We start from the raw sequence: 21,125 nt of genomic DNA, 5'->3' as shown, positions 1-21,125 counted from the left end.
TCCGGATGAGTCGGCGTGAAGACCCGGTGGATAGCCTGAGCCGACCAGCCCCGTGGGACCGGGCGACGCGTGGCCCGCAACGGTACGGAGGGAAGGTCGTGGGATCAGTAATCGGAGACATCCTGCCGCTGGCACTCGGTATTGCGATCAGTCCGATCCCGATCATCGCAGCGATCCTCATGCTGCTCGCGCCGAAGGCTCGAGGGGCAAGCGTCGGGTTCCTCGTCGGCTGGCTTCTCGGCATCATCGTCGGCGTCGTCCTCTTCACCCTGTTGTCGTCAGTCATCCCCGAGCAGGATTCGGATGCCTCGAAGCCGGTCGCTGGAACGATCAAGATCCTCCTCGGCGCCGGGCTCCTCTTCCTCGCCCTGAAGCAATGGCGGAGCCGTCCGAAACCGGGCGAGGAGGCAGCATTGCCCAAATGGATGGCCGCGATCGACACGATCACTCCGGCTCGAAGCCTCGGCCTGGGCTTCCTGCTCGCAGCGGTGAACCCCAAGAACCTCCTAATGGCGGCAGGCGCCGGCGTGATCATCGGCACCGGCGAGCTGACCGCGGGGGAGACCGCGGGAGTTCTTCTCATCTTCGTCGTCATCGCCGCGAGCTCGGTCGCCGTTCCGGTGATCGCTTACCTCATTGCATCGAAGCGCATGGCCGGTCCCCTCGAGAGTTTGCGAGGCTGGCTCGTGCACAACAACGCGACCGTGATGGCGGTGCTTCTCCTGGTGATCGGAGTGGTGATGGTGGGCAAAGGTATCGGGAGCCTCTGATGTCAGGCAAACCCTCGATGAACGATCCGAATGATCGATGGGCAAACGATGAGTGACCCGACGCGTCATCACCACCATGAACACGTTCACGGGAAGCCCCGGCTGCTTCTCATCAGCGAGGAGTCGGTCTATGGGACTGTGCTCGTCGGAGGGATGATCGTGGTCTCGCGAAGTGCGGGCGCAACCGCGTGGGAGACGCTCGAGGCGGTACTCGGCACGGTTCTGGTCTTCTGGATCGCGCACCTCTACGCAGGAACAGTGGCCAGCTATCACACGGTCGCAGGGGACGAGACGACCCTGCGAGCGGCATTCAGAAGCGCACTCCGCCGGTCCGTCGGGTTCCTGACCGCCGCCATCGCGCCGTCGATCGTGTTGCTTCTCGGCGCACTCGAGGCAATCTCGGACGACGCGGCGGTGTGGACAGCCCTGTGGCTGGGAGTCGGAATCCTTGCCGTTGTCGGGTACCGGGTCTTCGCTGTTCGAGGGGCGAAGCCGAGCATCCGCGTCCTGGGCAGTCTGGGCACGGCACTGATGGGAGTTGCGATGATCGTGCTCAAGGTGCTCGTCCACTGATGGGTCGCGCGCTGCCTGTTCGGCAGCCGCCGGTCTGAAAACCGACCGACATCATCCGGTGCGGGTGAGGCTCCGTCGTCTGCATCTGCCTACGCTTTCGAGAAAGTGATGGTGTCGCGCGGACCCATGCCAACGAAGAGAAGACGGAGCGCAGATCATGTCGGATTTTGAGTACGGGCCGGTGGAGCTCTACCTGATCGGGTTCGATGGAGACCGGCCCGGTACAGCTGTGATCGGAGCGATCATCGACCTCGTTCAGGCTGACACGGTGAGACTGCTCGACCTCCTCTTCGTCTCGCGCTCGGCCGAAGACGAACTACGGGTGATCGAGTTGGACGCCGTCGCCGACGAGTACGGCCTGAGTCAGCTCGAGGTCGTCGAGGTCGGGCTTGCCGGCGAAGAAGACGTCGAAGATCTCGCCGGTGCGATCGAACCGGGAACATCGGCGGCGATCCTCGTCGTCGAGCACCGATGGGCCAGGGAATTCGCGCAGACCCTCTATTCAGCAGGCGGCCGGGTGCTTCACACCGAACAGATTCCCGCGCCCGTCGTCAACGAACTGGTTGCGGCGATGAGCGCCGAAGCTACGAACGAAGGAGAGTAATCATGCTGGGTAGACGGAGGCGCGGAGGTTTGCTCCGCGCGGCGGCGACGACCGCGGTCGTGGCTGGAACCGCCACAGCGGTGTCGGGTGGGATGCAGAACCGCCAGGCTGCAAAGGCGCAGGAAGCGGCCCAGGCGGACGCCTGGGCGCAGCAACAGCAGCAGGCTCAGATCGACGCCGCTGCGCAGCAAGCAGCGGCGCAGTACGCGCAACAGGCGCCTCCGCCTCCACCACCCGCCGGCGGCGGAAACGACATGATGGCGCAGCTCCAGAGCCTCGCCGCACTCCACAGCCAGGGCATCCTTTCCGACGAGGAATTCTCGGCCGCGAAGGCGAAGCTTCTGTCGTAGCCCTGGTCGCGTGACCCGCTGGACGCGGGTCACAGATCGTTCGGCTACGGTGGAGGTGCTCCAGCGTTCAGGTACTTCCTCCTCAACGACACGATCCTTGAGGAGGACATGGGCATGAGCCTGATCCGGCTGAACGACGTCACCGTCCGCTACGAGAACACCCCGGTGCTCCGTGACACCTTCTTCCGGCTCGAGACCGGCGACCGGGTCGGTCTCATCGGCCGCAACGGCTCTGGCAAGACGACCCTGATCAAACTGATCCTCGAGCAGGTGACGCCGGATGCCGGAACGCTCGCGCTGGAGAATGGCATCCGCCTCGGCTATTTCTCGCAGTTCTCCGAACTGGACGGGTCTGCCACCATCAGCGAGGTCCTCGACGACGTGTTCAGCGACATCCGTGCCGTTGAAGCGGAGCTCGCCGGAATCGACGCGGCCATCGCCGCTGACCCGACCGCTGACCTCGACGCACTGGTCGGCCGTCAGGGTGAGTTGTTCGAGGAGATGGACCGGCTCGACGGATGGGACTACACGCGCCGGATCGACGAGGCCCTGACCCGACTCGGGTTCGACGCCGCGCACCGAGTGTGCCCGATCGACGAGCTGTCCGGCGGATGGCGCAACCGCGCCGCGCTGGCGAAGATCGTGCTCGAGCGCCCTGACGTGCTTCTCCTCGACGAACCGACCAACTTCCTCGACGTCGCGGGTGTCGAGTGGCTCGAAGCCTGGTTCCGGGACTTCCGCGGCGCGGCCATCATCGTCTCGCACGACCGGCGGTTCCTCGACTCCGTGGTCACCCGCATCGTCGAACTCGAGAACTTCCACCTGCACGAGTACCCGGGCAACTTCGCCGAGTACGTGGTGCAGAAACAGTTCAGGCTCAAGACCCTCGAGCAGCAGTTCGTGCATGAGTCAGAGCTGCTGGCGTTCGAGGCGGAGGGCATCGCCGACCGTCGCGAGGCCGCGAAGGCCGCGAGTCGCGGGCTCGACAAGAAGCTGTCGGGCATCAAGAAATCCCGCGCGCCTCGGCCCGTCGACCAGATCATCACCGAGATCTACGGCGGCCTCCATGTCAAGGACATATTGTGCCGCGTGTCAGGACTGTCGAAGGCCTACGGAGATAAACAGCTCTTCTCGGACCTCACTTTCGAGGTCCGACGCGGTAACCGTATCGTCGTGATCGGTGCGAACGGCAGCGGCAAATCGTCCCTCCTGCGTGTGCTGACCGGCCAGGAGAAGGCGGACTCTGGTGAAGCGGTCTGGGCCAGCGGTGCCCGAGTGGTGTCGTACAACGAGGTTCTCGCCGAACTCGACGACGAAGACACCATCACCCACTCGGTCAACGCGATGCCCGGCAGCCTCGCCTTCGCGGCCACGCGAAAGTCGGTCGGGCGGTTTCTCGCGATGTTCCAGTTCTCCGAGGCCGAGCTGAAGCAGCGCATCGGCACCCTGTCCGGAGGACAGCGGGCACGCGTCGCCATGGCCCAGTGCCTGCTTTCCGGTGCGTCTGTGCTCGTCCTCGACGAGCCGACCAACCACCTCGACATGGCCAGCACCCAGGTGATGGAGCGGGCTCTCGTGCACTTCCCTGGCGCAGTGGTCGTGGTCAGTCACGACCGCTTCTTCAGCGACAAGGTCGCGAACCGCAAGCTCGTCTTCGGGGTCGACGGCGCGCTGCCCGGCGAGATCGAGGTCCGCGCGGCGTAGGTCGTCGGCTCAGGCGGCGACACCAGCATCCGTCCGTCCGGAGAACTCAGCCGGGTAAGCCATCGACGAACTCGACGACGGATGCCGTCACGAGCCTGGCAACGTCTCCGGCGGTCAGCGGGGACGCTTTCAGCACCTTCATTCCGTGGTCGGCACCGGTCACCTCGACGACGCGGATGTTGTCGCGACCGGCCGCATCCGAGGCCACATCCGTCGCGATCCCGAAGGTGTCGCGATCGCCCTGGAGCACGAGCACAGGGGCCGTCGGCTGCAGCAATTCCTCGATTCGCGACACGGCAGGTCGCCCGGGCGGATGCAACGGGAAGGCGAGACAGACCACGCCGGCAGCACCGAGCTCCGCGGCTGTCCGGCAGGCGACCCGCGCGCCGGCGCTTCGACCGCCGACGATGAGAGGCACCCCTGCGGCCAGCCCGGCGACGACCGGCGCGGTCTCCCGCCAGGCGATGTCCAACGTCGCCGGGCGGGACGCGACCTTCTTGCCGGCCACCCGCCAGGGCTGCTCATATCGCACGACAGTGATCCCACGCGACGGGAGAGCGCCGGCGAGAGCCGTCAGGTCCGCGGCTCCGATGCCCCCGCCCGCCCCATGTCCGAGCCACAGGAGCGCCCTCGGCTCAGCGGCTTCGCTGACGGTCAGGCGGCCGGGGCCCAGCGAGGTCGGTACGTCGATGATCATGCCGTCCACGCTAGCGTCGTGCGGAATCCGTTGTCTCGTCCGCCGGGTCACGACGTTCGGCCCTCGCCTGCCGCCAGGCCCGCCAGGCGCCGGTGGCCCAGAGTGCCCAGATCACCAGAAGCGGCTGGAACAGCAGACGGATGCCGCGCGCCAGGTCGGTGTTGAGTCCGAACGAGTCGGTGCCGGTGGTGAATTGCGAGATGTTCCCGGGGAACACCGCGACGAAGAAGGCCGCAGTCATCCAGCCGACCGGAACCCGCCAACGAGCCAGAAGGAGAAGCGAGAGCCCGAGGAGAATCTCGACCACGCCGGAGGCGAGAACCACGAAGTCGGTGTCGAGCGGCAGCCACGTCGGAACCTGGGCCCGGAAGGCCTCCCGGCTCCAGGTGAGGTGACTGATACCGGCCATCAGCAGGAAGGCCCCGAGCGCGAGGCGCGCGATGGCGCGGGGGATCGAGGTGCGTGGCGCCGGCCGGAGAGCGAACTGGATCATGCCTGACAGCCTAGGCGGCTGAAGATTCCTCGCCGGCTCAGCGCGACTGCCGTCGTTTTCCTGGGCGGGGCTGCCCTTTCACGGCCGGCGCGCGCCCTTTGCCCTTGTTCGCCTTCGCCTTGCCGCCGGCCGGCTGGGGACGAAATTGCACTGACGCTGCCGTGGCATCCGCCTTGCGCTGCTCCTCGGCGAGGAGTTCCCGCCCTGCTGCGGTCAGGGTCGTGGTCGACGCACCCGTGTCGAAGAGGGGAGTGCCGAGCTCGTCCTCGAGGCTGCGGACCGACGCGATGAGCGTCGACCGCGGGATGCCGAGGTACTTGGCGGCGTGGGCGAAGTGCAGCTCCTCGGCAGCCACGACGAATCGTTTGAGCGCGATGGTGTCCATGGGCAGCCTTTCGTCTGGCCACGAAGAACCGCGACCGCAACCTTCAGGTTACGCGGTCCTGCTGGCAGACGATCACGGAGCGGTGGCGCCATCCGCCGTCGGTTCCGCGATGGGCAGGACGCCGCCGTCCTCGTCCTCCTCGATCGTGTCCGAGCGCTCTCCGGCTGACGTGAGCGGCGCATCGGGCGAGTCGGGAGAGCCGGGAACTTCCCGCGGAGACTCAGTCGGGTCGTGCGGATCTGTGTCGAAGCTGTCTGAAGTCATCCCCACACGATAGGAACATCCGGGCATTCACGACAGAGCCTTGCTTTTGAGCCTCCTGTGCCCGACGATGGGGTCCTCGTGACTGACACTCCTGACGCCTCGGCGATCACCGGAACATGGGCCTGGGGCAACTCGGTGGACCCAGCCGTCGACGAGCGTGGTCGCGGACAGGCCGATCTCGCCCCAGCGGAGATCGCGTCCTTCGCCCGACAGCACCGTCTCCGGCGGGTGTTCTGCAACGCACCCTGGGCTACGCACACCGGTGCGATGGCGGGCTGGTTCTCGGCCTCGGTCGATGGGCTGACCGCCGAGGGCGTTCGCGTCTCCGCGCTGGGCGGTGACCGGCCGTGGTTCCGCGACCCGCGGCTCGCCGCACAGTGGATCCGCGATGCCCGCGCGACGGCGGACGTCCCCGCCGTTCAGCTGAATGTCGAACCGTGGGCCGGGAAGACGGAACCGATGGAACCCAAGAAGCTCACAGAGGGGTTTCTCCGGCTGCTCGACTCTGCCCGGTCGGCATCGGGTGCACTGCAGCTCGGCCTGGACCTGCCGTGGTGGCTGGCACGGATGCCGTATCAAGCCGGCACCGTCTTCGACAGGCTCGTCGCCGAACTCGACACCGTGGCCATCGTCGCGTTCTCCGACCACGCCGGCGGGGAGGAGGGAATCGTGGAACTGGCCACTCCCGCTGTGCGAGCCGCCGTGGCATCCGGAACCCCGTTCTCGATCGGAGTGGAGACGGATACGCCCGATGTGGCGGGCGGTGCGCAGTACACCTTCTTCGACGAGGGCCGGGCGGTTCTCGAGGCGGAGACCGCGAAAGCGCGACGCGCCTTCGGTGCTCTGCCGGGCTACGAGGGAATCACGGTCGAGCACTTGCTCGCGTGGAAGGTCCTCCGGCCCTGACCGGAGTCGTCATCGCCGCGCATCAGGGAGGCGGGGGCGCTTCGCCTCCACGCAGTTGGGCCAGGTGCGGCAGCAGGCCTTCAACCGGGCTGTGCGGCTTGCGCAGCTCGGACAGGTCGCGCCGAGTGGTTTCCAGGCTCTCGGTCGCCGTCGAGTCATCGAGTTTCAGCGCACTCGTCACCCCGGGCCGTTTCGGCCTCCGCTCGGATGAATTGATCTCCATGACGCCACCGTACGCCCGAGCAGAGGCGAACGGAAGATCCCCGTTTTCGCTGTGATAGTCCGGTTCAGCCGAGGGCGGAGACGGCAGCGACGGATGCCGCAACAGCGTCGGCGGCGGAGTCGGCCTGCTCGCGGGTCAGGTCGGCGGCGAAGGTGAGGCGGACCGCTGTCCTGGCCAGGTCCGCGGGCACACCGAGGGCCGTGAGGACGTGTGACGGCTCATCACTTCCTGCCGCGCAGGCCGATCCGCTCGATGAGACCACTCCGCGTCGTTCCAGCTCCAGGAGGATCGCCTCGCCGCTCGTGCCGGGGAAGCAGAACGACGCCGAGTTCGGCAGCCGCAAGGTCGTCGACCCGGTGAGGACAGCGTCTGGGACGTCGTGGAGGACTCGCGCGATGACCTCGTCGCGGAGCGCTCCGACTCGCGCTGCGGCATCCGTCCGCTCGGATTCGGCGAGTTCCAGCGCGGTGGCCAGGCCGACCGCTGACGCGACGTTCTCGGTGCCTGAGCGGCGACCGCGCTCCTGCCCGCCGCCGTGCACGAGCGGTTCGATCGGGATGCGGCCGCGCAGCCACGCCAGGCCGATGCCTTTCGGCGCTCCGATCTTGTGCCCGGCGAGTGACAGGGCGTCGACGCCGAGACTCGACACACGGAGGTCGAGCCAGCCGGCGGCCTGGACGGCGTCGGTGTGGAACGGCACGCGGTGAGCGGTCGTCACGGCGCCGAGGGCCGCGAGGTCCTGCACCGTGCCGATCTCGTTGTTCGCGTACATCGCAGTAACCAGGGCGGTCTCAGGTCGGATCGCCGCGTCGAGGGCTTCGGCCGTGACTGTGCCGTCCGGCTCGAGATCGACGAAGGTCACGTCGAAGCCGTGCAGGCGCCTGAGGTAGTCGACGGACCCGAGCACGGCCTCGTGCTCGGTGGCCGCCGTGACGAGATGCCTGCCACGAGGCGATCCGAGCGCGATGCCCTTCACCGCGAGGTTGTCCGCTTCTGTGCCGCCCGACGTGAAGACGACGTCTCCCGCGCGCACGCCGAGGACTGCAGCTGCCCGGTTGCGCGCGTCGGCGAGGGCGACCGCCGCCCGTTCACCGACCGTGTGGTGGCTGGACGGGTTGCCGAACTCGCCGGTCAGGTACGGCCACATCGCCTCGAGTACTTCCCGACGAACCGGTGTCGTTGCGGCGTGGTCGAGGTACAACATCAGGGTTCCTGCGGCGCGCTGATCGACACATCCAGCCCGAGGTCGAGCGACGGCACGCTGTGCGTGAGCGCGCCGGACGAAATGACGTCGACGCCGGTCCTGGCGATGGCGCCGACCGTGTCGAGGGTGACGTTGCCGCTGGCTTCGACGATCGCTCTCCCGGCGATGAGGTCGACGCCGGTACGGAGGTCGTCGAGGCTGAAGTTGTCGAGCATGATCGTATCGACCCCGGCGGCGAGCACGGCGTCGATCTGGTCGAGTCGGTCGACCTCGACTTCGAGGTGGGTGGTGTGCGAGAGCCGGGCACGGACCCCGAGAAGTGCATCGGTCACAGACAGGCCGCCTGCCGTGAGTACAGCGAGGTGATTGTCCTTCGCCATCACGGCGTCAGACAGCGAGAAACGGTGGTTGTGGCCGCCGCCGGAACGCACCGCGTGGCGCTCGAACGCGCGGAGCCCCGGTGTGGTTTTGCGGGTATCGACGATGCGCGCGTTCGTGCCGGCCACAGCGGCGACGTATCGCGCGGTGAGCGTGGCGATTCCCGACATCCGCTGGGTGAAGTTGAGGCCGATCCGTTCGGCCTGCAGGATGCCGCGGGCCGGTCCGGTCACCGTCGCGAGCCGGTCCCCGCGCGAGAACTGATCGCCGTCTGCGACGAGCAGGCTGACCTCGATCGTGGGGTCGACCAGCCGGAATGCGGCCTCGAAGACCTCGCCACCGCTGAAGACTCCGTCCTGGCGGGCGGTGAGATCCGCGGTCGCGACGGCTTGTTCTGGGATGAGGGTCGAGCTGGTGAGATCGCCCCACGGGGCGTCTTCCTCGAGGGCGGCGCCGACGACGCGATCGATGAACGGGCGGGTCAGCATGCGGTGACGACCTCTCGGGGTTCGGCCGGCGTTGCGACCTGTGCGGGGAAGTCCGAGCGCGCATGCGCCCCGACCGATTCGGTGCGGGCGATGGCTGCGCGGACGAGCTCGACGGCAAGGGCGAGCAGGTTGCGATCCTCGAGGGAACGGATGCCGTCGGCGGGCAACGCGCGACCAGCCCAGGCCCCGAGAACACGGGCGGCTCGGCGGAGGCCGGCGCCGTTGCGGAGGAGGCCGGCTTCGTCCCACATCAGGTGCTGAAGGGCGTCGCGTGAGAATTCAGGAGCGTCAACGGCGGGATCGGGGAGGAGCGCGACCGTGTCGACGGCCGCGACCGGCCAGTCCCTGTCGGTATCAGTGTCGAGCGCGTTTGCGGTGCGGGCCCCGAAGACGGCGCCTTCGAGCAGCGAGTTCGAGGCCAGGCGGTTCGCCCCGTGCACGCCCGTGCGGGCCACCTCGCCGACGGCGTAGAGTCCTGGCACCGTCGTGCGACCCCACAGGTCGGTGACGACACCGCCCATCCAGTAGTGCGCGGCCGGGCTGACAGGGACGAACTCACGCGACCAGTCGATTCCGGATGCCCTCACGGCCTGGTCGATGACGGGGAACCGCTCGGCCAGGTAGTCCGCTCCGAGCGCGGTCGCGTCGAGGACGACGGGAAGCCCGCCCTGTGCGGCCATCTCGGAGGCGATTCCCCTGGCGACGACGTCGCGCGGGGCGAGTTCTGCGTCGGGGTGGATCGCCTCGAGGAACCGGTGGCCGTCGGCGTTCCTCAGCACGGCGCCGTCTCCGCGAACCGCCTCTGAGACGAGGAAACGGTCGGGTGTCGTGAGCGCTGTGGGGTGGAACTGGTAGAACTCGAGATCCGCCAGCGCCGCACCGGCACGAAGCGCGGCGGCGGCCCCGTCGCCCGTGGCGACAGACGGATTGGTCGTGTACGGGTACAGGTGCCCGGCGCCGCCCGTGGCGAGAACGACCGCATCGGCGTCGACAGTGCGCTCGGTGCCGTCGGCCAGCCGGAGTCGCGCACCGGAGACCCGTCCCGCTTCGAGAGTGAGGTCGATGAGGAATGTGTCCTCGAGTATTTCGGCCCCGCTTTCGCGGATGCGTGCCACGAGTGCCGCCTCGATCCGCGCGCCGGTCGCGTCGCCGCCGGCGTGCAGGACGCGGGGGTAGGAGTGGGCAGCCTCACGCCCGCGGGCGAAATCGCCTCCGGTGCGGTCGAATTCAACCCCGAGCCCGATGAGCTCACGGATCCGGTCGGGGCCCTCCGCACAGAGCACCCGCACGGCGTCCTCGTCGCACAGCCCGGCCCCTGCTGACAGGGTGTCGGCGATGTGCGCATCGACGCTGTCGTCCGCGAACATCACACCGGCGATGCCACCCTGCGCGTAGCGGGTGTTGCTCTGGCCCAGGGTGGACTTGGTGACAAGGACGACCTCGTGGCGTGCAGCGGCGGACAGCGCTGTGGTGAGTCCGGCGATCCCGCTGCCGACGACGAGCACGCGGCTCATGGTCAGGCCCCCGCCTGCACGGGAGGGCGGGCGGCGAGCATCCGCTTGAGGGCGACTCGTGCCGGAAGGGCGACGTCGTCCGAGACGGTGATCTGGTTGAGCACCTCGCCGTCGAGCAGAGCGTCGAGCACCCATGCCAGGTAGCCGGGGTGGATCCGGTACATCGTCGAGCACGGGCAGATCACCGGATCGAGGCAGAAGATCGTGTGCTCCGGGTGTTCGGCGGCGAGCCGCTGCACGAGGTTGATCTCGGTGCCGATGGCGAAGGTCGTGCCTGCGGGCGCTGCTTCGATCGCTTTGCGGATGTAGTCGGTCGAGCCGGCTTCATCTGCGGCGTCGACGACCGGCATGGGGCATTCGGGGTGCACGATGACGCGAACGCCGGGGAAGTCGGCTCGGGCCTTCGCGATCTGGTCGACCGTGAAGCGCTTGTGCACCGAGCAGAAACCGTGCCAGAGGATGACGCGTGAGTCGTCGAGCGACTGCGCGTCGTTGCCGCCGAGGGGCTTGTTCGGGTTCCACATCGGCATCTGCTCGAGCGGCACCCCCATCGCCTTGGCGGTGTTCCTGCCGAGATGCTGGTCGGGGAAGAAGAGCACGCGCTGTCCGCGCTCGAAGGCCCACTCGAGGACCGTCTGGGCGTTCGACGATGTGCAGACGATTCCGCCATTGCGGCCGCAGAAGCCCTTGAGAGCGGCGGAGGAGTTCATGTAGGTGACCGGGATGACGGGGACGCGGCCCGAGGCGTCCGGTTCAGTTCCGTACAGCTCGGCGAGCTGTTCCCAGCATTCCTCGACCTGGTCGATGTTCGCCATGTCGGCCATCGAGCATCCTGCGGCGAGGTTGGGCAGGATGACCGACTGTTCCTGGGTGCTGAGCAGGTCGGCGGTCTCCGCCATGAAGTGCACGCCGCAGAAGACGATGGCCTCTGCCTCGGTTCGTTCTCTCGCGGCGGTCGCCAGCTGGAACGAGTCGCCGACGTAGTCCGCGTATGCGAGGACTTCGTCGCGCTGGTAGAAGTGCCCGAGGATGACGAGCCGGTCGCCGAGGGCGGCCTTGGCGGCGCGGATGCGGCGGTCGAGTTCGTCGGCGCCGGCCTCACGGTAGAAGGCGGGCAGGGCACCCTGGCGCGGCGAGCCGGCCGGGATGACATCGCCCATCGACGAGCCAGGGCCGTAGCCGGGTGGCTGCAGGTCGAAGACCCAGGGCTTCTGCACGAGGTCGGGGCTGCACGACGCGCCCGGTGCGGTGCCGGCGGAGATCTGCGTCAGGGTGCTGTCGACGGAGGCGGTGATGGTCATGATGCTCCTTGCACCGGGCGGGGAGAAACCGACCGGGTCCCGAGGGGTCCGTTGTTCTCGGCGGTCGCCGCGCGGTTGTAGCGGTAGAGGCGCGCCGGGCGATGCCGGCCGCCGGTCTGCAGGTGTTCGGTGGGAACGACCTGGCCTGAGCCCTCGATCTGGCGCCGGAAGTTGGCGGGATCCAGTGATTTCTGCAGCACGGCCTCGTGGACTTCGCGCAGTTCGGAGAGGGTGAAGGTGTCGCCCAGGAATTCGTGGGCGATGTGGCTGTACTCCAGTTTGTTGCGGAGGCGCCAGAGGGCGTATTCGACGATGAGGTTGTGGTCGAAGGCGAGGTCGGGCAGGGTGTCCGCTTCGAACCAGCGCACGTTCTCGGTCTCGACCGCCACGTCGGCTTCCTCCGAGCGCACGAGTGCCCAGTAGACGATCGAGACGACACGGTCGCCGGGGGAGCGGTCGGTGTTTCCGAAGGCGTACAGCTGCTCGAGGTACCGCGGGGTGAGCAGCGTGGTCTCGGCGAGGGTCCTGGCTGCGGACTCGGCGAGATCCTCGTCGGATTCCAGCGGACCGCCTGGGAGCGCCCACTGACCCACGTACGGCTCGCGGATGCGACGGACGAGCGGCATCCACATCGTCATCAGCCCGGTTTCCGGATGGGGACGAAGCGCAAAGATGACGGTCGAAACGGCAACCTGAACGGCGGCGTGCGCTGCGGTCATAGTGTCCTCCCGTTCATCTGTGGTTAAAGTCGAAATGACTCTAAGTCTCTGACCATCTTAGTGTCATTGTGACCAAAACAGAAAGTCCGGTCTTTCATCGTCCGTCACATCCACAGATTGCGGCGCGGGGAGGGGCGCGCTCGCGGTAGGCTGGGCGCAAATCGAATATCGGGCCGCACACGCGATGCGGGAGAGCCGGGCACGCCCGGCACCGAAGGAGCAAGCCTCCCCGCCAATCTCTCAGGTTTACGTACCGCATCGAACTGGCCACTCTGGAAAGCGAACACGCTTGCGCGTTCCGCCGACGGTGAAAGCCGCCTCTCGTCAAGACGACGGAGGCGCGCGAAACTCTCAGGCCGATGACAGAGGGGGAGTTCCCAAGGCACCTCGCGTGCCGCAGCCGCATTTGCGACCGTCCGAGCGACTCGGGCGGAACTCTGGAGAACTCGTGTCGGACCCCATCCCTGAACGCACCAGCCCGCTCTTCCCGATCCATGAGAGCCTCGGGGCGAGCTTCACCGACTTCGCCGGTTGGCAGATGCCTGTCCGCTACTCCAGCGACCTCGCCGAGCACGCGGCCGTGCGGACGGCCGCCGGTATCTTCGACATCTCGCACATGGCCGAGATCGAGGTGACGGGCCCCGATGCCGCAGCGTTCCTCGACTACGCCCTCGCTGGCAAGATCTCCACGGTCAAATTCCTGCAGGCCAAGTACAGCCTGTTGCTCACCGAGACCGGTGGGATCATCGACGATCTCATCGTCTACCAGAACGCCCCAGGCGCGTATCTCGTCGTGGCCAACGCGGGGAACCGTGAACCCGTCGTCACCGCCCTGACCGAACGCGCCGACGGTTTCGACGTGGCTGTCCGCGACGTCAGTGACAGCGTTGCGCTCATCGCCGTGCAGGGTCCGAACGCCCTCGCCATCATCGAGAACACCGCAGGGTTCGCCGTCGCGGAGGGCCAGCAGTCGCTCGCCGACCTCAAGTACTACTGGTCGACAGGCGCAACCTTCAACGGTCGTTCCGTGTTCGTCGGGCGCACCGGATACACCGGCGAGGACGGGTTCGAGCTCTACGTCGACGCCGCCGATGCCGCCGATCTCTGGCGCGCGCTCACCGTCGCGGGAGCGGAGCGCGGGCTCGTCCCAGCCGGCCTCGCCAGCAGGGACACGCTGCGCCTCGAGGCGGGCATGCCGCTCTACGGCCACGAACTCGGCGTCGACACCCTGCCGGTTCAGGCCGGGCTCGGCCGCGTCGTCCATCTCACCAAGGAGGGTGACTTCGTCGGCCGTCGTGCCGTCGAAGCCGGTCCTGCCGACGGCGCCAGGGTCCTCGTCGGCCTCGTGTCTGACGGGCGTCGCGCCGGCCGGGCCGGATACCCCGTCGTCGCCGACGGCGCCACGGTCGGAATCGTCACGAGTGGCGCCCTGTCGCCGACCCTCGGGCATCCGATCATGATGGCGTACGTCGATCCGGCGCTCGCCGAGCCTGGCACCGAACTGGCCGTCGATGTCCGCGGCACCGCGATTCCCGCAACTGTCACAGCACTCCCGTTCTACAGAAGAGAGAAGTAAGGCCATGGCTGACAAGACCACGCTGAAGTACACGCCCGAGCACGAGTGGCTCGACATCGACGGCGACATCGCCACGGTCGGCATCACCGACTACGCCGCCGAGAAGCTCGGTGACGTCGTCTTCGTCGAGCTGCCCGACGTCGACGGCACGCTCGCCTCGGGAACCGTCGTGGGCGAGATCGAGTCGACAAAGTCCGTCGGCGAACTCTTCGCACCTGTCGACGGCACGGTCACCGCGCAGAACTCCGACGTCGTCGATGACCCGAGCCTGGTGAACAGTGACCCGTTCGGAGCCGGCTGGCTGATCAAGGTGCGCTTCGACGCCCTGCCGGACGGCCTGCTCAGCTGGGACGAGTACTCCGCGCTGGTCGGCGAATAATGGCGGAACTGTTCTCCGAGCGCCACATCGGAACGGATGCCGCGGCGCAGGCCGGAATGCTGGCCGCCGTCGGCTACGAGAGCGTCGACGCACTCGTCGAGGCCGCAGTGCCCGAGTCGATCCACGTGAGCGAGATCCTCAATTCATCGATCCCCGCAGCGGCCAGTGAGCGGGAAGCCCTCGCCGAGCTTCGGGAACTCGCCGACCTCAACACGGTCCGCACGTCGATGATCGGGCTCGGATACTACGGCACGGTCACCCCAGCGGTCATCAAGCGGAACGTGCTCGAGAACCCGTCCTGGTACACGGCGTACACGCCGTACCAGCCGGAGATCTCGCAGGGCCGCCTCGAGGCGCTGATCAACTTCCAGACCATGGTCACCGACCTCACCGGACTCGACACCGCGAACGCGTCGATGCTCGACGAGGGCACCGCCGTCGTCGAAGGGATGCTCCTCGCGAGGCGAGCGTCCAAGCTCGCGACGAACGTGTTCGTCGTCGATGAAGACGCGTTCCCGCAGACGAAAGCACTCCTGGCCAGCAGGGCAGAAGCCGTCGGCATCGATCTCGTCGAGGTGGACCTCGCAGGCGGAGGCGCACTCCCTGACGCCAGCTTCGGCGCGTTCGTCCAGTACCCGGGCGCATCGGGCCGCGTCTGGGACCCCTCGACCGTCCTCGCGTCAGTGAAGGCACAGGGCGGGCTGACGGTCGTCGCCGCAGATCTGCTCGCCCTCGCTCTCGTCACCTCGCCCGGCGAGCTCGGCGCCGACATCGCCGTCGGCACGAGCCAGCGACTCGGCGTGCCGATGGGCTTCGGCGGCCCTCACGCCGGCTACATGGCCGTCCGCAAGGGACTCGAACGCCAGCTGCCCGGCCGCCTCGTCGGGGTGAGCCAGGATGCCGCGGGGCACCCTGCATACCGGCTCACCCTGCAGACGCGGGAGCAGCACATCCGCCGGGAGAAGGCGACGTCGAACATCTGCACCGCGCAGGTCCTCCTCGCCGTGATGGCATCGATGTACGGCGTCTACCACGGCCCGCACGGGCTCCGCCGGATCGCCACCGAGACAGCGCACCGCGCCGACGTGCTCGCGAGCATCCTCACGAGCTACGGACTCACTCTCGTCAGCGACACCTTCTTCGACACCATCCGGGTTCACATCCCCGGCAAGGCGTCGACGATCATCGGCCGGGCTCGCGAGTTGGGCATCAACCTGCACCTCGTCGATGACGCCACCATCGGCATCTCGGTCGACGAGACCACGACCGCCGCGGAGCTGAAGGCCGTCGTCGTCGCGTTCGGTTTCTCACGGGACGAGAAGATCGACATCGTCGACGGTGCTGAGACCACCCGACTGCCTGACGGCCTCCGTCGCACGAGCGAGTACCTCACCCATGCGGTGTTCAACACCCACCACTCCGAGACCGCCATGATGCGTTACCTCAAGCAGCTGGCCGACAGGGACTACGCGCTCGACCGCGGCATGATCCCGCTCGGCTCGTGCACGATGAAGCTCAACGCGGCGACCGAGATGGAAGCCGTCACCTGGCCCGAGTTCGCCGGGCTGCACCCGTACGCTCCTGAGGCCGACGTGATCGGCTACCTCGGACTGATCGAGCAGCTCGAGAGCTGGCTCGCCGAGGTCACCGGGTACGACTCCGTGTCCCTCCAGCCGAACGCCGGCAGCCAGGGCGAACTCGCCGGGCTCCTCGCCATCCGTGGCTACCACCGCGCGAACGGAGAGACGGAACGCACCGTCTGCCTCATCCCGTCGAGTGCACACGGCACCAACGCGGCATCCGCTGTTCTGGCCGGCATGAAGGTCGTCGTCGTCGCGTGCGACGAGCTCGGCAACGTGGACCTCGACGATCTGAAGGCGAAGATCGCCCTGCACGCCGACGCGCTCGCCGCACTGATGATCACCTACCCGTCGACGCACGGCGTCTATGAGCACGAGGTGACCGCGATCACGCAGGCCGTCCACGACGCCGGCGGACAGGTCTATGTCGACGGCGCCAATCTCAACGCGCTGCTCGGTTACGCCAGGTTCGGTGACTTCGGCGGCGACGTCTCGCACCTCAACCTGCACAAGACGTTCTGCATCCCTCACGGCGGTGGCGGCCCGGGTGTCGGGCCGGTCGCGGCGAAGGCGCACCTCGCGCCGTTCCTCCCCGGGCACCCGCTCGCCCAGCGTGACGACCACGGTCCGTTCGTCCACGGCGGCGGACCGGTCTCAGCCGCTCCGTACGGCAGTCCGAGCATCCTCCCGATCTCGTGGGCATATGTGCGCATGATGGGCGCAGAGGGTCTCAAGAAGGCCACAGGCGCCGCCGTCCTGGCGGCGAACTACATCGCCACCCGGCTGCGCGACCACTACCCGGTGCTCTACACCGGCGACAACGGTCTCGTCGCGCACGAGTGCATCCTCGACCTGCGTCCGCTCAAGGAAGCCACAGGTGTGACGGTCGACGACGTCGCCAAGCGCCTCGTCGACTACGGATTCCACGCACCGACAATGTCGTTCCCGGTCGCAGGCACACTCATGGTCGAGCCGACGGAGAGCGAGGACCTCGCCGAGATCGACCGATTCATCGAAGCGATGATCGCGATCAAGGGCGAAGCGGATGCCGTCGCGGCCGGAACCTGGCCGGCGGACGACAACCCGCTGGTCCACGCACCGCACACCGCGCAAGCCGTGATCGAGGGGGAGTGGGAGCACGCCTACACCCGCGAGCAGGCCGTGTACCCGGTCCGTTCACTCGTGCGGACGAAGTACTGGCCGCCGGTGCGCAGGATCGACAACGCGTTCGGAGACCGCAACCTCGTGTGTGCCTGCCCGCCCCCCGAGGCGTTTGAGGGTTAGCAGGTCGCTGGAGCATTGCTCCTCAGCTTCACGAGGCGAAGCCTTGTGAAAGGCGGCAGCCTTAACTCAGGCAATCTTTGGAAAGAGACTGCGACCCGCAACCACGTCGCGCGATGTGGTTGCGGGCCTGAGGCTGACTAGTCGTTGCTCAGCGCCATCGCGCCCCAGCCGGTGCCGATCGCCTGGCGGGCACCGAACTTGCCGGTGAGGATCGGGTAATAGAACAGCGCCCCGGCCGAATCCTTGCCGATGAGGCCTGTGGTGCCGGCCCCGCCGAAGCCGCTGAGGACGACGGATGTGAAGCCCGACCAGCCTGAACCGATCCTCGTCCGAGTCTCCGCGACGAATCGTCCGGCGCCGGTGGTCCGGTAGAGCCAGATCTCACCCTTCGCGTTCGTCGCGAGGACGTCCTGCTTGCCGTCCTTGTTGTAGTCGGCGATCTTGACGCTCAGCGCCGACCAGCCGCTGCCGATCGATGTGCGGGCGGAGAGCGTCGTACCGCGGGTGTTCGGGTACAGCCAGAGCGCGCCCGCGGCATCCTTCATCACGACGGACGGGTACCTGTCCGTCGTCTTCCACTTCGCGATGTCGACCTCGACGTTGCCCCAGCCGCCGGAACCGATGAGCATCCTGGGCGTGAACCCCCCGGCTGCGCGACCGGGGTAGACGTGCATCTGCCCGTTCTGCCACTGGACGACGAGATCCTGGATGCCGTCGCTGTTCCAGTCGTTGACGTGGAGTTCCCTGATCCCCGTCCAGCCGCTTCCGATGAGCGTCCTCGCTGTCGTGCCGACCTGACCCTGCCTGCCGTAGTTCCAGAGCCGACCGGACGTGTCGGCGACGACGATGTCGCCCGGCGTCCTGATGCTCGGTCTGGTGCCGGCGATGGCAGACGGGACGCCTCCCGGGTAGGTGGCGAAATTCTGGGTGTAGTAGAGCGACCCGTTGCTGGCTGTCGCCACACCGATGCCCAGTGCGTTGGCGGATGCCTGGGTGATGTTCTTGTAGTGGCCGGGGGAGGCCTTCCACGCGGCGACGACGGATTTCACCGCGTAGCCGTATGCGACGTTCTCGCTCGCTGTCGTCCAGCCGGCCGGGTACTGCTTCGCGTACGACGGGTTGTGGGACATCGTCCTGACGCTCGCCTGTTTCGCCGACCAGTTCTGGGCGACGGTGTTGAGCGCAGCGCTTTGGACCACCGGTTTGAGTCCGAGACCCTTACGGATCGCGTTCGTGTCGTCGAGGATGATCTTCCTCGCCTCAGTGAGTGTGTAGCCGCCGACGACGGGCTCTGCAGCCTGGGCGGTGACCGGAACGGCGACGAGGGCGGAGGCGAGCAGCGCAGTGGCAAGTGCAATGACGGTGAAACGGCCGCGTATGTACGACGTTGTATCAGTGGACATGTTTTCCCCTCAGAAATCGGCGTCCCGAAACGCCGTGTCCCGGCCAACCCTACCAATCGGCCCTTTTGGCCCCCGCCCCCAGCCCGGGGCGACCTTCCAGCGCTCAGCGAGCCCGCCCGTCCACCTAGCGAGCCCGCAGGTCCTGGGCACGGCCGCACCACTCATATTCGCCGGGTGAAGGGAGTGTTTTCGGGGTGTCGAGTTATGACAAGGAACGCCCCCGGACTGGACGGCCCGCCGAAGCGGAAGCACGGTGTCCGGGGGCGTTCCTTGTCATTGTCTGAGCTGAGGAGAAAATACTCCCTTCACCCTATGTGCCTAGTGGGAAGAAGCCTTCTCCGCCCCATGACCGGTGAGCGAGCGCACTTCCATTTCAGCAGCCACCCTCGGATCCTCCTTCACCGACGACGTCACCGTTCCGAGCCAGCCGAGCAGGAACCCGAGCGGGATGGAGATGATGCCCGGGTTGTTCAGTGGGAAGAACGCGAAGTTCGCGTCGGGGAACATCGAGGTCTCCGCCCCTGAGATGACGGGGGAGAAGATGATCAGCAGCAGTGCGGAACCCAGCCCGCCGTACATGCTCCACAGTGCGCCGCGCGTGGTGAACTTGCGCCAGTACAGGGAGTAGAGGATGGTCGGCAGGTTGGCGCTCGCTGCGATGGCGAACGCGAGTGCCACGAGGAACGCGATGTTCTGGCCTTGCACGCCGATGCCGCCGGCGATGGCGAGGAGTCCGATCACCACGACGGTGATGCGGGCGACCTTCACTTCGCCGTTCGGCGGGACGGCACCCTTCTTGATCACGTTGGCGTAGACGTCGTGTGCGAACGAGGTTGCCGCTGTGATGGTGAGCCCGGCGACGACCGCGAGGATCGTCGCGAACGCCACGGCCGAGATGATCCCGAGCAGGATCGACCCGCCGAGTTCGAACGCGAGCAGTGGTGCCGCGGAGTTCACCCCGCCCGGTGCGGCCAGGATGGTCTCCTTGCCCACGAGGTACGCGGCTCCGTAGCCCAGCACGAGAGTGAACAGGTAGAACAGCCCGATGAGCCAGATCGCCCAGACCACGCTTCGCCTGGCCTCCTTGGCGGTCGGGACCGTGTAGAACCGCATCAGCACGTGGGGGAGACCCGCGGTCCCGAGTACGAGCGCGAGCGCGAGCGAGACGAAGTCCAGCCGGGACAACCCGGTGAGTCCGTACTGAGCGCCCGGGTTCAGGATGCCTTCGCCCGCGACCTCCGCCGCGCTGCCGAGCAGTGTGGACAGGTTGAACCCGTTGAGGGCGAGCACCCATACCGTCATGACACCGGCGCCGGCGATGAGGAGAACGGCTTTGATGATCTGCACCCAGGTGGTGCCCTTCATGCCGCCGATGAGTACGTAAAGGATCATGATGACACCGACGACCGCGATGACCACGGACTGACCCAGGCTGTCGTTGACGCCGAGCAGCAGCGAGACGAGTCCGCCGGCCCCTGCCATCTGCGCGAGCAGGTAGAAGAAGCAGACCGCGAGTGTCGCTGTCGCTGCGGCGAGACGGACCGGACGTTCCTTGAGACGGAAGGAGAGGACATCCGCCATCGTGAACTTGCCCGTGTTGCGGAGCAGCTCGGCGACGAGCAGCAGAGCGACGAGCCAGGCGACGAGGAAACCGATCGAATAGAGGAATCCGTCGTATCCGTTGACCGCGATGGCCCCACAGATCCCGAGGAAGGATGCTGCAGAGAGGTAATCGCCGGCGATGGCTGTACCGTTCTGCCCGCCGTTGAACGATCGCCCTGCAGCGTAGAAGTCGTTCGCCGTCTTGTTCGACCGCGAGGCGCGAATGACGATGACGAGGGTCACGGCGACGAACGCCGCGAAGATCGAGATGTTGAGTATGGGTTCTCCGACGGTCATGAGCGTTCCATCTCCTCGAGTTCGTTCCGGAACTTCTCAGCGGCCGGGTCGAGCTTCCGGTTCGCGAACGAGACGTACCAGGTTGTGATGGCGAACGTCGTCACGAACTGGCTGAGTCCGAGCAGCAGTCCGACGTTGATGTTGCCGATGACCTTGATCGACATGAACTCGTGCGCGTAGTCGGCGAGAAGGACGTACGCGAAGTACCAGACGAGGAAGGCGATGGTGAGCGGGAAGACGAAACTTCGATGCCGTCTCTTGTGTTCGATGAATGGCGGGGATTCTTCGATGGCGATGTAGTCGATCGCGGTGTTAGGGGCGTTCGTCCCTGTGTCGTCGTGTGCCATGATCCTCCTGGGATTCAGCGCAGCGATGCGCAGCGCACCGCTCTGTGCACTGCGTGACACCCTAATGGGGTCGATGATCGCGCG

The 21,125-nt window shown here is 67.0% G+C and carries 22 protein-coding genes and 2 riboswitches; of the genes, 9 read left to right on the top strand and 13 right to left on the bottom strand.

What is annotated here, in order from left to right; genetic code table 11:
- The first annotated feature begins 98 nt into the window (after positions 1–98).
- The 5 genes from AC1M0F_RS05060 (at position 99) to AC1M0F_RS05040 (ending at position 4,001) form a co-directional block, all read left to right on the top strand.
- On the top strand, positions 99–770 hold the full coding sequence (locus tag AC1M0F_RS05060) for a GAP family protein (RefSeq protein ID WP_480237097.1): 672 nt from the start codon (positions 99–101) through the stop codon (positions 768–770).
- A 48-nt stretch (positions 771–818) separates the two neighbouring features.
- Positions 819–1,343: a hypothetical protein gene (locus tag AC1M0F_RS05055; protein ID WP_480237096.1), complete on the top strand. Its 525-nt coding sequence runs from the start codon at positions 819–821 to the stop codon at positions 1,341–1,343.
- Between the two features lie 157 nt (positions 1,344–1,500).
- Positions 1,501–1,947 (top strand): DUF6325 family protein, encoded by a 447-nt coding sequence (locus tag AC1M0F_RS05050; RefSeq protein WP_480237095.1) that lies wholly within the window; start codon positions 1,501–1,503, stop codon positions 1,945–1,947.
- Between the two features lie 2 nt (positions 1,948–1,949).
- Positions 1,950–2,297, top strand: a complete 348-nt coding sequence (locus AC1M0F_RS05045; protein ID WP_480237094.1) for an SHOCT domain-containing protein — start codon at positions 1,950–1,952, stop codon at positions 2,295–2,297.
- A gap of 114 nt (positions 2,298–2,411) precedes the next feature.
- A complete protein-coding gene (locus tag AC1M0F_RS05040; RefSeq protein ID WP_480237093.1) occupies positions 2,412–4,001 on the top strand; it encodes an ABC-F family ATP-binding cassette domain-containing protein in 1,590 nt (529 codons plus the stop codon).
- Between the two features lie 46 nt (positions 4,002–4,047).
- Here the strand turns inward: AC1M0F_RS05040 and AC1M0F_RS05035 are convergent, their stop codons facing one another.
- From AC1M0F_RS05035 to AC1M0F_RS05020, 4 genes are all read right to left on the bottom strand, one after another.
- Positions 4,048–4,698, bottom strand: a complete 651-nt coding sequence (locus tag AC1M0F_RS05035; protein ID WP_480237092.1) for an alpha/beta hydrolase family protein — start codon at positions 4,696–4,698, stop codon at positions 4,048–4,050.
- Between the two features lie 10 nt (positions 4,699–4,708).
- Complete coding sequence (locus AC1M0F_RS05030; protein WP_480237091.1) at positions 4,709–5,191, bottom strand: DoxX family protein; 483 nt, start codon at positions 5,189–5,191, stop codon at positions 4,709–4,711.
- Between the two features lie 37 nt (positions 5,192–5,228).
- Entirely contained in the window at positions 5,229–5,576 is a 348-nt protein-coding gene (locus AC1M0F_RS05025; RefSeq protein WP_480237090.1) for a LysR family transcriptional regulator, read from the bottom strand.
- A 72-nt stretch (positions 5,577–5,648) separates the two neighbouring features.
- Entirely contained in the window at positions 5,649–5,840 is a 192-nt protein-coding gene (locus tag AC1M0F_RS05020) for a hypothetical protein (RefSeq protein ID WP_480237089.1), read from the bottom strand.
- A 78-nt stretch (positions 5,841–5,918) separates the two neighbouring features.
- On the opposite strand from AC1M0F_RS05020, the gene AC1M0F_RS05015 reads away from it, so the two are divergent.
- Positions 5,919–6,746, top strand: coding sequence for a hypothetical protein (locus tag AC1M0F_RS05015; RefSeq protein WP_480237088.1), 828 nt, complete (start codon positions 5,919–5,921; stop codon positions 6,744–6,746).
- Positions 6,747–6,768: 22 nt separating this feature from the next.
- Here the strand turns inward: AC1M0F_RS05015 and AC1M0F_RS05010 are convergent, their stop codons facing one another.
- The 6 genes from AC1M0F_RS05010 to AC1M0F_RS04985 form a co-directional block, all read right to left on the bottom strand.
- Positions 6,769–6,969, bottom strand: coding sequence for a hypothetical protein (locus AC1M0F_RS05010; RefSeq protein WP_480237087.1), 201 nt, complete (start codon positions 6,967–6,969; stop codon positions 6,769–6,771).
- A gap of 64 nt (positions 6,970–7,033) precedes the next feature.
- Entirely contained in the window at positions 7,034–8,173 is a 1,140-nt protein-coding gene (locus AC1M0F_RS05005) for a cysteine desulfurase family protein (protein ID WP_480237086.1), read from the bottom strand.
- Positions 8,173–9,039 (bottom strand): carboxylating nicotinate-nucleotide diphosphorylase, encoded by an 867-nt coding sequence (gene nadC, locus AC1M0F_RS05000; protein WP_480237085.1) that lies wholly within the window; start codon positions 9,037–9,039, stop codon positions 8,173–8,175. The genes AC1M0F_RS05005 and nadC overlap by 1 nt, the downstream gene beginning before the upstream one ends.
- A complete protein-coding gene (gene nadB / locus AC1M0F_RS04995; protein WP_480237084.1) occupies positions 9,033–10,553 on the bottom strand; it encodes an L-aspartate oxidase in 1,521 nt (506 codons plus the stop codon). Before nadB ends, nadC begins: the two co-directional genes overlap by 7 nt.
- A gap of 2 nt (positions 10,554–10,555) precedes the next feature.
- Positions 10,556–11,854 carry a quinolinate synthase NadA gene (gene nadA / locus AC1M0F_RS04990; RefSeq protein ID WP_480237083.1) on the bottom strand — a complete coding sequence of 433 codons (1,299 nt, stop codon included), beginning with the start codon at positions 11,852–11,854 and terminating at the stop codon, positions 10,556–10,558.
- Positions 11,851–12,573 carry an NUDIX hydrolase gene (locus tag AC1M0F_RS04985; protein ID WP_480237082.1) on the bottom strand — a complete coding sequence of 241 codons (723 nt, stop codon included), beginning with the start codon at positions 12,571–12,573 and terminating at the stop codon, positions 11,851–11,853. Before AC1M0F_RS04985 ends, nadA begins: the two co-directional genes overlap by 4 nt.
- A 177-nt stretch (positions 12,574–12,750) precedes the next feature.
- Positions 12,751–12,839: riboswitch (glycine riboswitch) on the top strand.
- A 1-nt stretch (position 12,840) separates the two neighbouring features.
- Positions 12,841–12,946, top strand: a riboswitch (glycine riboswitch).
- A 75-nt stretch (positions 12,947–13,021) separates the two neighbouring features.
- On the opposite strand from AC1M0F_RS04985, the gene gcvT reads away from it, so the two are divergent.
- The 3 genes from gcvT to gcvP are packed head-to-tail and all read left to right on the top strand — an operon-like array spanning position 13,022 to position 17,392.
- A complete protein-coding gene (gene gcvT / locus AC1M0F_RS04980; RefSeq protein ID WP_480237081.1) occupies positions 13,022–14,149 on the top strand; it encodes a glycine cleavage system aminomethyltransferase GcvT in 1,128 nt (375 codons plus the stop codon).
- Between the two features lie 4 nt (positions 14,150–14,153).
- On the top strand, positions 14,154–14,528 hold the full coding sequence (gene gcvH, locus AC1M0F_RS04975; RefSeq protein ID WP_480237080.1) for a glycine cleavage system protein GcvH: 375 nt from the start codon (positions 14,154–14,156) through the stop codon (positions 14,526–14,528).
- Complete coding sequence (gene gcvP / locus AC1M0F_RS04970) at positions 14,528–17,392, top strand: aminomethyl-transferring glycine dehydrogenase (RefSeq protein WP_480237079.1); 2,865 nt, start codon at positions 14,528–14,530, stop codon at positions 17,390–17,392. Before gcvH ends, gcvP begins: the two co-directional genes overlap by 1 nt.
- Positions 17,393–17,529: 137 nt before the next feature.
- Here gcvP and AC1M0F_RS04965 read toward each other — a convergent pair whose 3' ends face one another.
- The 3 genes from AC1M0F_RS04965 to AC1M0F_RS04955 all read right to left on the bottom strand — a co-directional run bounded on the left by AC1M0F_RS04965 (position 17,530) and on the right by AC1M0F_RS04955 (position 21,041).
- Positions 17,530–18,795 (bottom strand): CAP domain-containing protein, encoded by a 1,266-nt coding sequence (locus AC1M0F_RS04965; RefSeq protein WP_480237078.1) that lies wholly within the window; start codon positions 18,793–18,795, stop codon positions 17,530–17,532.
- Between the two features lie 318 nt (positions 18,796–19,113).
- On the bottom strand, positions 19,114–20,694 hold the full coding sequence (locus AC1M0F_RS04960; protein WP_480237077.1) for a solute symporter family protein: 1,581 nt from the start codon (positions 20,692–20,694) through the stop codon (positions 19,114–19,116).
- Positions 20,691–21,041 (bottom strand): DUF485 domain-containing protein, encoded by a 351-nt coding sequence (locus AC1M0F_RS04955; protein WP_480237076.1) that lies wholly within the window; start codon positions 21,039–21,041, stop codon positions 20,691–20,693. The genes AC1M0F_RS04960 and AC1M0F_RS04955 overlap by 4 nt, the downstream gene beginning before the upstream one ends.
- Between the last annotated feature and the right edge of the window lie 84 nt (positions 21,042–21,125).

Source organism: Mycetocola sp. Y719, from assembly GCF_056713205.1.
Note: the sequence above shows the minus strand (reverse complement) of the source record. Positions and strands in the feature narration are given on the sequence as shown.